Source organism: Flavobacterium sp. J27 (assembly GCF_004303025.1).
In the GTDB taxonomy this organism is placed as follows: domain Bacteria; phylum Bacteroidota; class Bacteroidia; order Flavobacteriales; family Flavobacteriaceae; genus Flavobacterium.
In genome coordinates this window covers 1-16,016 of the sequence record NZ_PJQW01000019.1, presented here as the reverse complement: position 1 = coordinate 16,016, position 16,016 = coordinate 1, and the positions used below count along the sequence as shown (strand labels likewise).

Annotated in this window: 15 protein-coding genes; all 15 read left to right on the top strand. The window is 30.9% G+C overall.

The window, feature by feature from the left end; translation table 11 throughout:
- Nucleotides 1-36: 36 nt before the first annotated feature.
- Nucleotides 37-840, top strand: a complete 804-nt coding sequence (locus CX675_RS18740; RefSeq protein ID WP_130736789.1) for a hypothetical protein — start codon at nt 37-39, stop codon at nt 838-840.
- A 39-nt stretch (nt 841-879) separates the two neighbouring features.
- Nucleotides 880-2,907: a serine hydrolase gene (locus tag CX675_RS18735; protein WP_130736788.1), complete on the top strand. Its 2,028-nt coding sequence runs from the start codon at nt 880-882 to the stop codon at nt 2,905-2,907.
- Between the two features lie 81 nt (nt 2,908-2,988).
- Nucleotides 2,989-3,591, top strand: a complete 603-nt coding sequence (locus CX675_RS18730) for a tol-pal system YbgF family protein (RefSeq protein WP_130736787.1) — start codon at nt 2,989-2,991, stop codon at nt 3,589-3,591.
- A 63-nt stretch (nt 3,592-3,654) separates the two neighbouring features.
- Nucleotides 3,655-4,311 (top strand): hypothetical protein, encoded by a 657-nt coding sequence (locus CX675_RS18725; RefSeq protein ID WP_130736786.1) that lies wholly within the window; start codon nt 3,655-3,657, stop codon nt 4,309-4,311.
- A gap of 31 nt (nt 4,312-4,342) precedes the next feature.
- Nucleotides 4,343-5,137 carry a hypothetical protein gene (locus CX675_RS18720; RefSeq protein ID WP_130736785.1) on the top strand — a complete coding sequence of 265 codons (795 nt, stop codon included), beginning with the start codon at nt 4,343-4,345 and terminating at the stop codon, nt 5,135-5,137.
- A 161-nt stretch (nt 5,138-5,298) separates the two neighbouring features.
- Nucleotides 5,299-6,348 carry a T9SS type A sorting domain-containing protein gene (locus CX675_RS18715; protein ID WP_130736784.1) on the top strand — a complete coding sequence of 350 codons (1,050 nt, stop codon included), beginning with the start codon at nt 5,299-5,301 and terminating at the stop codon, nt 6,346-6,348.
- Between the two features lie 118 nt (nt 6,349-6,466).
- Nucleotides 6,467-7,666 carry a hypothetical protein gene (locus CX675_RS18710; RefSeq protein ID WP_130736783.1) on the top strand — a complete coding sequence of 400 codons (1,200 nt, stop codon included), beginning with the start codon at nt 6,467-6,469 and terminating at the stop codon, nt 7,664-7,666.
- A gap of 294 nt (nt 7,667-7,960) precedes the next feature.
- Nucleotides 7,961-9,226, top strand: coding sequence for a DUF418 domain-containing protein (locus CX675_RS18705; RefSeq protein ID WP_130736782.1), 1,266 nt, complete (start codon nt 7,961-7,963; stop codon nt 9,224-9,226).
- Between the two features lie 3 nt (nt 9,227-9,229).
- Complete coding sequence (locus tag CX675_RS18700) at nt 9,230-10,678, top strand: amidohydrolase family protein (protein ID WP_130736781.1); 1,449 nt, start codon at nt 9,230-9,232, stop codon at nt 10,676-10,678.
- Nucleotides 10,675-11,607 (top strand): sialidase family protein, encoded by a 933-nt coding sequence (locus CX675_RS18695; protein ID WP_130736780.1) that lies wholly within the window; start codon nt 10,675-10,677, stop codon nt 11,605-11,607. Before CX675_RS18700 ends, CX675_RS18695 begins: the two co-directional genes overlap by 4 nt.
- A 33-nt stretch (nt 11,608-11,640) precedes the next feature.
- The gene (locus tag CX675_RS18690; protein ID WP_130736779.1) at nt 11,641-13,836 is read left to right on the top strand and encodes a M1 family aminopeptidase; all 2,196 of its coding nucleotides are present in this window, start codon (nt 11,641-11,643) and stop codon (nt 13,834-13,836) included.
- Nucleotides 13,837-13,939: 103 nt separating this feature from the next.
- The gene (locus CX675_RS18685; RefSeq protein ID WP_130736778.1) at nt 13,940-14,125 is read left to right on the top strand and encodes a PD40 domain-containing protein; all 186 of its coding nucleotides are present in this window, start codon (nt 13,940-13,942) and stop codon (nt 14,123-14,125) included.
- A 9-nt stretch (nt 14,126-14,134) separates the two neighbouring features.
- Entirely contained in the window at nt 14,135-14,683 is a 549-nt protein-coding gene (locus tag CX675_RS18680) for a GNAT family N-acetyltransferase (protein WP_240723694.1), read from the top strand.
- Nucleotides 14,680-15,615: a polysaccharide deacetylase family protein gene (locus CX675_RS18675; RefSeq protein ID WP_130736777.1), complete on the top strand. Its 936-nt coding sequence runs from the start codon at nt 14,680-14,682 to the stop codon at nt 15,613-15,615. The genes CX675_RS18680 and CX675_RS18675 overlap by 4 nt, the downstream gene beginning before the upstream one ends.
- Nucleotides 15,616-15,643: 28 nt before the next feature.
- Nucleotides 15,644-16,016 (top strand): hypothetical protein (locus tag CX675_RS18670; RefSeq protein WP_130736776.1); only part of this gene is annotated, 373 nt, incomplete at its 3' end.

Sequence of the window (16,016 nt, the reverse complement as noted above, 5' to 3'; positions counted from 1 at the left end):
TTATATAGCTTATTTATTAACTCTAAAATATAAACTATGAAAAAAAATATCTTAATAATATATATCATTTTTATTGCATTAACAAGTTGCAACAACACTGATGATACGATAATAATTGCAACCCAAAGTCAATTTTTGGTAGACAAAGTATATGATTATAATAATAACATATTGGCTGAATATTTCTACAATGAAAATAATCAGCTAATTATGCGGAAAGATACCGATCCTGTAAATAATAGGAATTCAATTTATGAAATTGAATATGAAAATGAACGAGTATCACAAATAATTTATACGGATTATACATTTCCACAATTTAGCCACTTAACTAAAGTTTATTACAACGAACAAGATCAAATATTCCGTGCTGAAACTTTTAAAAACGGCAATTTAATTGGTGCTAAAAATTATATATACTATGCAGATGGAAAAATGAGAGGACTTAAAGATGAGGATAATACCGAATATGTAACACTTTTTTTTAATAATACTGAAAATGTGGAACAAATTAAACTTTTAGGATCAGGAAATAATTTGCCAGAAGATGGAGGTCAAACAGAAGATCAATATTTTAACTATGAGTATGACAATGGATTGAAGCCATATTGCGGGATAAGTGGTGTATTACCATTTGAACCATTACCATATTTTGGTAATGAAGCAACTTTTGCAAAAAATATTTCACAAAACAATATGACCAAGAATTTAGAAAGTGGAACAAAATGGATTTATCAATATAACGAGTTTAATCTTCCAACAACAATTGAGGTAAAATGGTATAATGTTTCAACCTATGAACCTATGCTTTGGCGCATTAGCTATAAAGAAAGTGAGTAAATAGTATTCTTTAAACACATTAAAATCAAAAATAAACTTATGAGGAACTTTTTATCTTTTTTAGCATTATTTGCTTTTATGTCAATTAGCAATGGTCAAATAAAGCTTAAAGGAAAAATAATAGATAGTAAAACAAATGTACCAATATCTTATGCTAATATTGGAATTCTTAACACTGAAATAGGAACCATTTCAAATGAAGATGGAAGCTTTTTTGTTCAGATCCCTGAGGAAAACGTAACATCTTCCATAATTTTTTCATCACTTGGATATGTTTCTCAAACAATTAATGGCTCTTCGTTTTCAGACAAATTAAATATAGTAATTCGACTTAATGAGGATATTACTGAATTAGAAGCTATAGAATTGACATATCAAAAGAAAAAAAAGAAAAGTGAAACTTACGGAAACGGTAAAAGTCTTTTGTTATCTGGACAACTCCACTATGATAGATTAAAAGCAGGTAGTGCTATGGCTTTGTTGATTGAAAAGAATAATCCTGATTTAGAGTTTATTTCCAATGCCTCATTATATATAGCCAAGAATCTTTCTCCAAAATTTAAAGTTAGATTACGAATAATGTCCGTTGATGGCATGACAAAAAGACCAGGTGAAGATTTGATTAAAGAGCAAATTTTAAAAGTATCAGATATAAAGAAAGGATGGTTAGATTTTGATGTAAAGGAGCTGCATAAAATTACAGATAGCTCATTTTTTCTTGTTTTTGAATGGATTTTAAATTCTAATGATCGAGAATACATTTCAACAAAATATGAAGAATATATGAAAGCATATCCTAATCGTGTTTCATATGATACAGTAGTAGTTAATAATGAACGAGTAATGATTCCGCAAATTAGTTCTGTTATTGCAGGCACTGTATTCGGAGTAACAAAATCTGATAAAGATCGTGAAAACTTTACTTGTTACTACCGTTCTAATAGTTTTGGAGAATGGAAAATATCTTCAGGAATACTTTCTGCTAAAGTTACATTATCTAATCAGCCTAACAGAAATGAAGACAACAATAAATCACAAATCATTAATAATGAAAATTTAAAGGAACAAATTGATAATTGGGCTATAAAGTTTAAAGAAAAATACAACATAATAGGATTACAATTGTCAATCTCTAAAAGCAATAATACTATTTTTTCAAACGGTTATGGCTTTTCAGATATTCAATTAAAGAAAGAAGTTAATAACCAAACTCAATTTAGAATAGCTAGTGTATCCAAAACAATGACAGCTGTAGCCATTATGCAACTATATTCTAAAGACTTATTAGATTTAAACGCAAACATTCAAGAATATGTTCCAGAATTTCCAAAAAAAGAATATCCTATTACTATAAGACAAGTAGCAGGACATTTAGCAGGCATACGCGATTATTATGGAAAGAGTTTGGATGAGGTATTTATTCAAAAACATTATAACAATTTATCAGATGCTCTTGAACTCTTTAAAAATGATCCATTAGTTACAAAACCAGGCGCAAATTTTTTATATTCTTCATTTAATTATACTTTGTTAGGTGCTGCTATTGAAAATATTTCTAAGAAGAACTATTTGGATTATATGCATCACAATATTTGGAAACCATTGAAAATGTATAATACCTATGGTGAGGTTAAGGATAGTATTATGCCAAATAAAAGTAAGTTCTATTTTTCTACTGGAGAAGAAGCAACACCTTATGACTTAAGTTATTCTTATGCAACAGGAGGATTGCTTTCAACAACAGATGATTTGGTAAAGTTTGGTGCATCAATAATCAATAACACAATTTTTGATTCAACTACTAAAAAGGAGATGTTCCAGAACCAGTTAGATGAAAAAGAGAAACCAGTTAACTATGGTATAGGTTGGTATATTGGTCAAAACAAAGGTGGAGAGAAAGTGTACTATCATTTAGGAGAGTTACCCTCTACAAGCTCACTATTGCTATTATATCCTGAACGAAACCTAGTTATAGCTCTACTGACTAACTCTACTATAATATCAGAATCAGATTATGGCTTTATACCTGATATTCAAGCTTTAAGTAAGATTGTTTCTCAAGAATAATAATTACGTGTTACCACTAGATTCTGAGCAAATTCACAAAGAGAAATTGTAGACTCGTATTAAGAATTATCAAAGATATTGATGACAATTTTTGACTGTTTTGAAAATAATATTGCATTACAAAAGCGGAAACCAGTGACCGCTCAAAAAACGGGGCGACTCCGAAAAGCCAAACGAGTAGGGAAATATTTAAACAATATAAAAATGGGACTATTTAATGCTTTATTTGGAAAGAAAAAAAGCACATTACAAGATTTAGATGAAAAAAATGATGATTTCATAGCTAAAAATCCAATAGCACAAAATGATGAAAATGAAATGATGCGTAATGCTTCTAAATTAATGACAAGTGGAAAATTTAGTGAATCGTTAGATTTATATAAAAAACTATCTGAAAATTACCCTAATAATAAAGGACTATATGAAAGTCAAATAGGAGTTGCGTACCATTTTTTAGGAGACTATGAGAATGCAGTTGCATACTATATTTCTTCCCTTAATAATGGCGGTGATAAAAGCATGATGGATGATAACATTTGGGAAGCCGCAGAAGCTTTTTCTAAATTAGAATCTCAAGAGAAAGGTAGCTCAACAACAAACACTACAAAATTAATTGAAAAATATTGGGAACTATTTCCTAATGGTCGTTATGCAAAAAAAGCAAAGAAACATTTAGGAAAGTAAACACATCTAAGTATTGATAGCAAAAACATAAACAAATTTATAATATCATTTTAAAAAATAATCATGAAAATTACCATGAAAATTAAAAACCTATTGTGTACTATGCTAATTTTATTAGCATTACCCTTAAATGCTCAAATTGAAATTGAACAAGAAACTTCAAGTGAATCGAAACCGGAATCTCCTACCCAAGGCTTTTTTGTAAAAGGAGGTAGTCAAAAAATCGACGCTCTGGAATGTTATACCTTTAAAGACTTGATTGTAGCTTTTGACCTAAAAAAAGAACATTTTAATTGTGATGGGATTGATATTGAGATTTTTGTGGGAAGAGAGAAGTATGCTAGAAGCCATATTGGTCTGACCCAAGAAGAATTTACAGCGCGTTTTGGTGGCAAAAAATATGCATATTTTGAAATATTTACAGGTGACATGAAGGAAAGGTTGAAAAAGCGTTCCTTATTGCAACATACTAATACTAAAAAAGATTTACATGATACTAAAATGGTGGCAAAAGTATCTTGTGGAAAAATAACTGGAGAAGAAGAAATTTCCGAAGTGTTTAATGGTCAAGTGGTAACCCGCAAAAAGAAGATATGGAAATGGGATGAATCAACTACGTTTAGTATAGAATTAAAAAATAGAATTTACATAAAACCCTTAAAGTTTATGGTCAGTGATTACCCCAAAACACCTGTTGAAACAGGCAATTGTTACGAGTAAATTTTATAAAATATTTAAACACAATTTTATTATGAAAATCAGTAAATTACTTTTTTCTTTAGCAGTGGTAACCTGTTTTTTTATATCCTGCGATTCAGTTGGAACTTATCCGAGTCCTCAAGAACAACTCGATGACATACAAAGGTTTCGAAGAAATTTACGTGGCCTTGCCCATAATTATAATCTGAGTAAAGAGGAAATTAATACACTTTGTTCAGACAGTATTAGTAAATACATTAAGATAAAGGACGGAAAGGTAAATTTTAATGTTATTGATATTAGTATGTTAATGCAATTTGGAAAAGAGAATAAAAAACCTGTTTATTACCAAAGAGAATCACCTAATCTTTTTCATTTTTGTGCTAATGAAAATTCGAGAAAACAAATGAATTTTTTGGCTTATTCTTATATTACTGAACAAGATACTATCTGGGAAAAAGTAATAGAAAAAAAAGATAATGTACAAGATTTGATTCCCAAATTAGCGGAATGGTCTGAAAAATTTGTAGATGAAAATGTTGCTATTTTTTATACCCTTGACGATAGGTCAATATATCCAAAAATAGACGGTAATTCATATGAGCCTGGTGTGTTAACAGGTTTACTAATACTGGTTGATTGGGATAAAATAGAACCCGTATGTTCAATCCCTTGTTACTCAACCAATAGTGATGAAATTGATTTTAGTTATTCTATAGGAACAGAACAATGGGCAGGTATGAATAAATTAAAAGAGGATCTGGTAATGAACTTTGGTAATGAACTGGTAAAAAAATTCCATGAAATGGGGCTTAATCAAGTCGATTCAGTTAAGATTCATTACTAAGATAGATTTAGGTTGCACCTCCTAACAATTGGAACAAAAACGATGCAGCAAGTTATAATACGACAGCTTGCCCTTAAAAAATAAAATTATAATATCAAAACCATAGTATATCCCAATTATGGTGTTGTTAGCAAACATTAATACATTTAAATTTTAAACTCATGAAAAGAAATTACATTTTAATCTTAATTATTTTATTATTTGGTATTAGTACCGAAGCACAGACTACAACAGATGTTGTCACAGGGTTAAGTAGGCCTGTTAGGCTTGTATTAAATGGAAATGACCTTTATATCGCTGAATATTATGGTAATAAAATTTCAAAAATTGATATTTCGGCAACAACGCCAACTGCAACAGATGTTGTTACGGGATTAGCGGGTCCTATAGAACTTTTGTTAAACGGAAATGACCTTTATATTTCTGAGTATTATGGTAATAAAATTTCAAAAATAGATATTACGGCAACAATGCCAACGGCAACAGATGTTGTTACGGGATTAAATAATCCTTATGGCCTTGCATTAAATGGAAATGACCTTTATGTTGCTGATTATGGCGGTAATTTAATTTCAAAAATTGATATTTCGGCAACAACGCCAACACTAACAGGTGTGTATGGTGTATATAGTCCTTCTGCTCTTATATTCAACGGAAATGATCTTTATATTGGCAATTATCAAGGTAATAAAGTTTCAAAAATTGATATTTCAGCAACAACGCTAACACAAACAGATGTTGTTACGGGGGTAAATACTCCTGTCGGACTTGCATTCAACGGAGACGACCTTTATATTTCAGAATATGATGGTAATAAAATTTCAAAAATAGATATTACGGCAACAATGCCAACGGCAACAGATGTTGTTTCGGGATTGAATGACCCATATGGGATTACATTCAATGGAAATGACCTTTATATTGCAGAATATGGCAGCAATAAAATTTTAAAAATTAATTTATCTACACTTGCAATTAATGATTTCAATACTGACATACCGTTTCGTTTATACCCAAATCCTTCAAATGATTTTTTACAAGCTTCTGGACTAACAGCTAAAGAAAATTATAAAATCATTGATACCCAAGGAGCAGAAGTTAAAAAAGGAGCTATTTCTAATAAGGAAAAAATTGACATTCGAAACTTAAAAAATGGACTGTACTTCTTGAAATTTAATAACGGAAATGCCTTTAAATTCATAAAAGAATAAACGTTTATCACACTATAAAAAATTAATTACTTCAAAACTAAGTTTTATTAAGCTATTTTGGGAGTGTCTCTATATATCAAGTATACTTTTAATTCATTTTAAACACGAATTTATTTTTATGAAAACAACCAAAATAATCTTGGGTTTGTTTTTAACCTTTATAGGTTTTTCGACTCAAGCACAACTAAAAAATGGCACATATTACCGCACAGGCAGCGATGGTACTATAGAGATATCCAAATGCTGTGAAAATGGAAAGTTTACAGCAACATTTAAGAACGAGGATGGAACAGAAAACACTAGGGAATTAAAATCTGTACAAGGTACAGATGGATTGTATTTACATGTAGGTGATGGTTTTTTCTATTTTATAGCCGAAAACAATGGCTATTTGGAACGTTATATATTTAATGGCAATTTTAATTATGCAACTGCTGATCCAGCCGATTATTATGAAATTTTGTCTCAAGATCGGTCTTTAGTTAATTCTAAAAAAAATTCAGCCGAATTAAGACGAAATATATTAAAAAATGGTAAGGAAAAATTCTACTTCCCACGACTGTTATGCAAATATGCTAAAGCGTTGGCAGATGAAAGATTTCAAACCGAAAAAACCTATAAGAGCATCAGCTCTTTGGGCAAAAAGAATAGAATGCATGTGGAAGTGATTGATAAAAATACGGTTAAAATAAAAATGCTCTCTTTAACAAGTAAAATGAGTACACAGAGCTTTTACAGACATCATTTAAATCCAAACCTCTTTGTTTATTATGATACTCCTAACTATTGGGGAAGAAGCGACCCAGATGAGTATTTATATTTTGGTGCAGATGGCATTCATTATATCTATAATGAAGGAGATAAATCCATAATTCTATTTGGTGACGAAAAGAAGAAATATAGCGAACAAGAGGCTATAGAGATGAAGTTTAAAGCAAAAAACGATATAGAAAATAAGTTCAGAAAACATAAGGAAATATTCATGAACAGTTGGGTAGATAAGCCTAAAATGCCAACCGCAGCTATGAATGATGATAAAATAAAATTAGAAGCTTTAAAAGCACTTCAAAAACATGCTAAGGAAAAAGGGTGGAAAGAAAATTTCACCGATGTTTTAATTACCTCTGGTAGCTGGAGCGATGTAATTACTGTATCTTACATTGGTCGCATTATTGAAGTAGCTGCAAAAGCTACATGGCCAGATGGCAACTGTACCTTCCAGTATTTTGACATGATATCTATGTATGAAAATGGAAACTATAGCAAAACACTTTATCACTATACAACAGGAAATCAATATGAGACCAATTGTCAGTAACCAACGGATTCAAATAATGCATGCTCACTATTTTAATTCAAGAATCACTATATAGACATAAAATTTACCTAATGGTTAACTTGTTTTATACTGTTTACATTATGAAGGTGTTTTTTCATTTTAGCCAGGATTCTAGGATTCGACATCTCGCTTTAGAGATAAAAAAGTAGGTTAACCTCCTATTCTAAAAGTCTTGTAGATAGTGTTAAACCCTTTGATACTTGAAATACTATTTATTTTGAATATCAATAGTTATGACAATAGAGTATAATTATCAAACGATTTAAGTCATCTATGAAATATAATATAAAACCAATATCAGCGTCAGAAAGAATCCCTTCTTTAGATTTTCTAAGAGGGGTTGCAATTCTTGGCATTTTATTTATTAATATAGAATCTTTCGTTTATCCTAATCCTTGGAGTTCATGGCAATATGGGTATAAGAATCCAATAGATCATCATACTCGTTTTTGGATATATTTTTTAACACAAGGTAAGTTTTATACCATGTTCGCATTGCTTTTTGGAGTTGGCTTCTTCATTTTCATGGAACGTATTAATCAAAAAACATCTGGGTTGAAAGTCATGGATATTTATACCAGAAGGTTATTGTGGTTATTTATAATCGGAGTAATTCATGCTTATTTTATTTGGGATGGAGATATATTATATCATTATGCTATTTGTGGTTTGCTTTTATTACCATTTCGTTCTATGAAAAGTAAAAACCTGATGGTTGTTATTTTGTTTTTATCATTCTTTTTGTTTTTAAAATCTTATAAAAGTGTTACAGAAAGACAACAATCTTTTGCTAATTATATTGAGACAGTAAATAGAACTGAAGAGGAAAAAACGGAAAAAGATATGAAGTTAATTGCTTCTTGGGAGAACAGATATTCAAAAAAAAAGTATAGTATATCGGAAGAAATTGTTAATCCAAAACCAACATATTGGCAAGGGGTTATTAACTCTTATGAAAATCATAATGTTCACAAAGGCGAGTTTTACTATCAATCGTTAATTCTATCGTCATTAATCGTAATGATATTGGGTATGCTGTTATTTAGAACGGGTATCTTTTCTAACTATAAGGTGTGGAAATATTATTGGATTATCACTGTATCTGTTTTAATTGTAGGTCTAGTGATAAACTATATGCGTTATTATAGTTGGACTTATGAAGATCACATCCCAAATATCAGTACATGGAAAGCACTGTTATTTACCTTTCCAAAAGAAATTTTAGGAGTAGCTTATGTGTTATTACTTAATGGCATCTATCAAAAATATCTAAAGAATGTAAAACTTAAAATTTTTACTAAAATAGGCAAAACTGCATTGTCTAATTACATTTTCCAAAACATCATTTTAGGAATTTTATTTTATGGCTATGGCTTTGCTTTATTTAATAGCTATACTAGATTTGAACTTTTGGGATTTGTTGTGGTCATTTGGATAGTTCAAATAATAGTAACATTTGTTTGGTTGAGGTATTATAAGCAAGGACCACTAGAATTTCTTTGGAGGAGTTTAACTTATAATTCATTTAATAAAGATTAATACATGTCAACAATCAACTCATTATATCAACACTTCATTTTTATTTTCTTCGTATGCTTTTTTAGTTGTAAAAACATTTCAACAGACAAAGGGTTATCTAACAAACAAAAGAATCAAAATAGAGAATTATCCGATAGCATATTGCCCTATATTAAGTATCAAGAAGATTTAATAGCATTTACTAATGTTATTTTGGTAGATGGAACAGGCAAATCCATAAAACAGAACCAAACAATAATTATAGAAAATGGAGTTTTTAAAGCAATAGGAAATGCTACAAATATCGATATCCCAAAAAACGCTAAAACTATTAATCTAAAAGGAAAAACCATTATTCCTGGTATAGTAGGCATGCACAACCACTTACATATTCCAAGATTCCCTGATGTAGGAGATATAGCGTCTAAATTATATCTGGCGTCAGGGGTGACAACCATTCAAACCTGTGGTGCAGCAGCACCATATAAAGAATTAGCACTATCAAAACGGATAGAAACAGGAAAACAGATTGGACCTGACATTATTCCTAGCGCGCCTTTTATAACAGGAGAAGGTGGCAATCCCAATATGATTATTCCAAGAGATACAAAACATCTGAAAGACACTTTGCAACATTGGCTAGATCAAGGTGTAAAATGGTTTAAAGTCTATCGAAATACTTCACCGACTGATTTAAAAATAATTATTGATAAAGCTCATGAAAATAATTGTAAAGTAAGAGGTCACTTATGTTCTATAACCTTCGAAGAAGCTACAAAGCAAGGAATCGACTGTATAGAACATGGTTTAAATAGTGCTAGTGATTTTAGAAGTAATAAAGAATATGGTATTTGCAATGGGGATCACAACTATATGGACAACCTTGATATTGGTAGTCAAAAAGTAAAAGAGCTACAGCAGTTAATGATTGATAATAATGTGGTTTTAACATCCACACTCTCTATTTATGAAGCGAGTATTCCAAACAGAGCTTATGCAGATGTAAGAACATTAAAAGCGATGTCTCCATTTTTATTAAATCAATATAAAGATAGACGAACAGATTTTGATAAAAATATAAATGATACAATCAGAAATAATAGATTAAAACGCATAATGTTGTTTGAATATCAATATTATAAAATGGGTGGTTTATTGTGTGCAGGTGTAGATGCTGGAAGACATGTACTGCCAGGTTTCGGAGATCAAAGAAACTATGAATTACTTCTAGAATCTGGATTTTCTACCCAAGAAGCCATTCAGATTATGACAAATAACGGAGCAAAAGTATTAGAGCGTTCTGATATAGGTACTATTCAAGTGGGTAAAAGAGCTGATTTTGTAATCTTAAATGGAAATTTAGAAACAGATACCTCAGTAATTAAAAATGTTGAACACGTTTTTAAAAAAGGAGTTGGTTATAATGCCGATAAAATATTAGAAGCAATAACTAACAAATTTGGAATAGAATGAAAAAAGTTAAATCATACGGTATTATTGTATTCACTTTTCTTCCTGTTTTTTTAATGTTAAGAATTGTTGAATATTACAATGGTGATCTAAAATATTTAGGTCAAACCCCACCTACATCAAACCCAAAGGTTTTCGCACCAGGTCTTATTTCAAAAAAGAACGAATCCGAATTCGGTTCGGTTTTTAATAGGGAAGCCACTGAATTCTATTATGGAGTGGATGTCAATGGAAAAGCAAAAATATGTTATACCAAATTAGCAGGTGAAAACTGGTCAGAACCTAAAGTGTTGCTTTCGCACGATAAATATAGTTTAAACGACCCTTTTCTATCACCTGATGAAAACAGACTCTACTTTATATCTAATAAAGCATTAGAAAGTGACGATATAAAAGAAGATTATGATATTTGGTATATAGAACGCGAGGACAATAAGTGGAGTCCAAAATTGATTAATGTAGGGTCAAATATCAACACCAACAAAAACGAATACTACATGTCGTTTGCAAAAGATGGAAGCATGTACTTTTCTTCTAATAAAGATGCTGAAGAAAATAAACAGCATAATTTTAATATCTATTCTTCTGAATTTAAAGATGGAACATTTCAAAAGCCAAAATTACTCGGGGATTCAATAATAACGAAAGCTTACGAAGCCGATGTCTTTGTTTCACCGGATGAATCATATGTTATTTTTTGTAGCATCAGAAAAGAAGGTTATGGAAAAGGAGATTTATACATCAGTTTTAAGGATGATGCTGGCAATTGGTCAAAAGCCAAAAATATGGGAGCAGTTATTAATACAGCAGGTCATGAGCTCTGTCCTTTTGTAACCAAAGATGGTAAGTATTTTTTCTACACTAGTAATCAGGATATTTATTGGGTTGACGCTGCAATTATTAAAGAATTTAAAAAATATAAAACCAAATAGTTAATATATCACTCATTTTTTAATACCACTGTTATGCCTTACTACAAAAACGAACTACATAGAGAATTAATTATTACAAAAAAAAACATCATATCAATTTTTGCAATACTATTGTTACTATATAATTCGGAAAATGCAAGTTCAAAAGATATTCAACTTGATGTTACAAACTATCACCTAACACTTGAAGCTAATATCGATAATAATTATTTAAAAGGTTCAGTTGTAATCAATTTCCAAATAAATAGTGATGCCGATTCGGTAATTTTCAAATGTGGAAACCTCAATATTGACAAAGTTAATGGGGAGAATGTAGTAGGGTTTAAGAAAATCAGCCAAGATTTGGTTGTTTACCTTTCCAAAAGGGATGGTTTGAAAAACAGGATTATTGTTGAATATCAAGGACGCCCTAAAAAGGGACTTATTTTCGATAAAGTTGATGACCAAGCTTATACATCTTATTTCACTAGCGATTGGATGATATGTAATGATTCACCAGAAGATAAAGCTGCTTTACTTATAGATATTACTGTGCCGAACGATAAAATGTGTATTGCAAGCGGAGAGTTGGTAAATAAGAAGGAAAGGAATGGCAAAACAATTTATTCGTACTGCTTAAATACCGAATCACCCAGTTACACATACGGATTTGCAATAGGCAGATTCAATGAAGCAGAAGAGACATATAATGGTATGTTGCTTAAATACTATTCGCTAAACTATTCTTCGGAGCAGATTAAGGATATTTTTAAGGAGACTCCGAATATACTTTCATTTTTAGAAGAAAAGTCTGGTATTAAATATTTTCAGTCTACTTATTCTCAAGTACTCACTGGCAAATATTTTCAAGAGATGTCTGGATTTTCAATGTTGAAAGACAATTATGGGAAAATGGTATTAACGGACAGTACCGAAACAAATCTTATTTCACATGAAATGGCGCATCAATGGTGGGGAAATCAGATAACCTGTAAAGGCTGGAATCACTTTTGGTTGAACGAAGGAATGGCAACCTTTATGTCCGCGGCTTACAACGAATATCGCTTTGGTAAGGAGGTTTATCTTGCAAATATTGAAGCTTACTATAAAGCATATGAAGGAATAAAAGAACGGGGTAAAGATAGATCTCTTGTTTTCGAGAATTGGTCAAACCCATCAAAAGATGATAGGAACTTGGTTTACTTTAAAGGGGCATATGTAATCCATTTGCTAAAAGAAAAATTAGGTGATAAAGCGTTCTGGGACGCCATTCGATTATACAGTACAATACACTTAGGGGGAACTGTTGATACCAGAGATTTTCAGAAAGCTATTGAGGAATCATCGGGAGTCAACCTAGAAGATTTCTTTAATGAATGGGTATACAAAACCAAAAAGAAAGAAAAACCACATATTTCCTTTTCGTTTGATGACGGTAGTACAGAAAACATTTTATTCTATGAAAATGAGGATTGGAATTCAATGATTAGAAAGAGTTTGAAAGACAATAATATTCAAGCAGTCTGGTTTGTTACGGGTGAAAATTTAGATAGCAAAAAGGGTCAAAAACTATTGCAGAAATGGGATGAGGCCGGTCATATAATTGCAAATCATACTTATAGCCATAATAATTATAACGACTCTTTAATGACTTGTGAAGCATACATAGAAGACATTCAAAAATGCGAGGTACTAATATCTGAGTATGAGAATTACAAAAATATTTTTCGTTTTCCCTATTTAAAAGGAGGAAACACCATAGTTAAAAGAGATAGTATTAATTCATACCTGTTACAAAAGAGTTTTAAGCAAGGCTGGGTAACGATTGATGCATCTGATTGGTATATAAACATGAGGTTGATAAAGCGATTAAAACAGCACCCAAATGCTGATATTAATGGATTTCGAGAATATTATGTCAATCATATTTATGAGAGAGCGCTGTATTACAATAATCTTTCTGTACAAATTAATCAACGACAGATAAAGCACACGGTTTTGTTACATCTAAATTTAACTTCAGCATTATTTTTAAATGATTTAATTGAAAAATTTAAGAATGAGGGTTGGATTATAGATGATTATAGTGAGGCTATTTTAGATCCGATTTATTCAGAAAAACCAGCTAGAATGGCAGCCGAACAAAGTTTAATATGGATGCAAGCTAAACAGCAAGGAGGGTTTGAATTGAGATATCCGGGAGAAAGCAGCAAGTATGAAAAAAATGAAATGGATAAATTAGGACTATAAAAATAGTAGGGCAACAATGTATATAATTCATAAGGGTTTCAGAGGTTTTCGAGCGATGTCACAAGCTAAAATATGTCAGCAATCATTCTAACGTACTATATGTATGCAAATTAGTTTTAAGGATGATATAGGTAATTGGTCAAAGGCTAAAAATATGGGAGCAATTATTAATACAGAAGGTCATGAGCTTTGTCCTTTTGTAACCAAAGATGGTAAATATTTGTTCTATACTAATAATCAGGATATTTATTGGGTAGATGCTACTATTATTAGTCAAATTAAAAAATGAGAATAAATCATGATTGAGTTTCCAAAAATAAATACTAATAGATTGGTTTTAGATAAGTTAACATTCCATGATATTCCAAAAATTGTTGAATATGCAGGTAATAAAAAAATTGCTGATAAAACTTTAAACATTCCACATCCATACAAAGAACAAGATGCTATTTTTTGGATAAACAGTGCCAATCAAGGATTTGAAAATAAGTCACAGTTCACTTTTGGTATTAAAATTAAAACCTCAAATGAATTTATGGGAGGCATAGGTTTAAAAGTTGACAATAAGTTTAATCGAGCAGAATTAGGCTACTGGATAGCCGAAAAATATTGGAACCTTGGTTATGCAACAGAAGCAGTAAAAGCCATATTAAACTTTGGGTTTACAGAGCTTAATCTAAATAAAATTTATGCAACACATCTTGAAGAAAACATCGCTTCAGGAAAAGTGATGATAAAGAATGGAATGGTAAAGGAAGGAGAGTTAAAAGAGCATACTAAAAAAGGGAAAGAATATAAAAACTTAATACAATACCGATTGACTTTTCAAGAATTTAAAACAAAATGAAGAAACGACTTTTCATAATAACGCTTTCAGTTTTTGGGCAATTAACCTTTGCTCAACAAAAATCCATAGCCATCACCATAGATGATGTACCTAATACAATAAAATATCAAAAAGACAATTTCAACCCATTGTTATTACAGAAATTAGACTCTTTAGAGGTGCTCTTTACCATTTTTATCAACGAGGATAAAATTTACAAAACCAAATTTCTAGATAAGAACAATAAGGTATTGGAACAATGGATTAAAGATGAGAGAGCGATAATCGGGAATCATACCTATAGTCACCCCAGATATTCAGAGGTAGGTTTTGCGAATTTTATAAAGGATATTGAACAAGGAGAAAAGTTAACAAAACAATACGCTTCAAAGTACAATAAAGAAGTCAAATACTTTCGGTTTCCATTTAACGATATGGGAAAAGATTCAATTCAACACATGCAAATTAGGGAATACTTAAAGTCAAAGAATTACACAATAGCTCCTTTTACCATTGAAAGTTCCGATTGGATGTTTAATACCGTGTATCAACACTATTTAGATACTGGAGAATCAGAGAAAGCAAAAGTAATTGGCGAACAATATGTTGAAAAGACCTTGGAGTTGGTAGCCTTTTATGAAACCATGGCCAATACTATTTACAATCGCCCGATTAAACAAATCTACCTATGCCATGATAATGCTATAAATACAGATTATTTAGTAGAAATTATATCAAGATTAAAGAAAGAAGATTACAACATTATAAGCTTTGAAGAATCGTTAACAGATTCAATCTATAATCAAGAAGATACCTATTATAAAAAATGGGGAGTCAGTTGGATTTATAGATGGATGGATACGCAAGAAGAAAGGGTAAAATGGATGAAGCAAGAACCCAATCTATCCGAAATTGAAAAGAGATATAACGAAATACAAAACAATAAGAATTAGCCTATTTATTATATAAAAATTAAAAATCATGAATCTAAAAATTAAAAATCTTATTAAATCAATAGCATTAGTGCTTACAATAAGTCTAACAACATCTTGTTCCAATGATGACAATACAAACAACTCGTGTGAGAATAGCACATTAACAGTAACAGCGATTGCAGAAGAATACACTGTAAGAGCAACGGCTACAGGAGGCGTAGCCCCTTATGAGTACTCCATAGATGGAACAACATTTCAAACATCCAATATCTTTTCCGATATTGAACCTGGAGATTATACACTAACCGTTAGAGATGCCAGCACCTGTACATCTACAACAAGTATAACAGAAGCCGATTTAAGCTCGCTGTTAGATGAACGGGATGGACAACGTTACAAGATTGTAAAAATTGGTGATC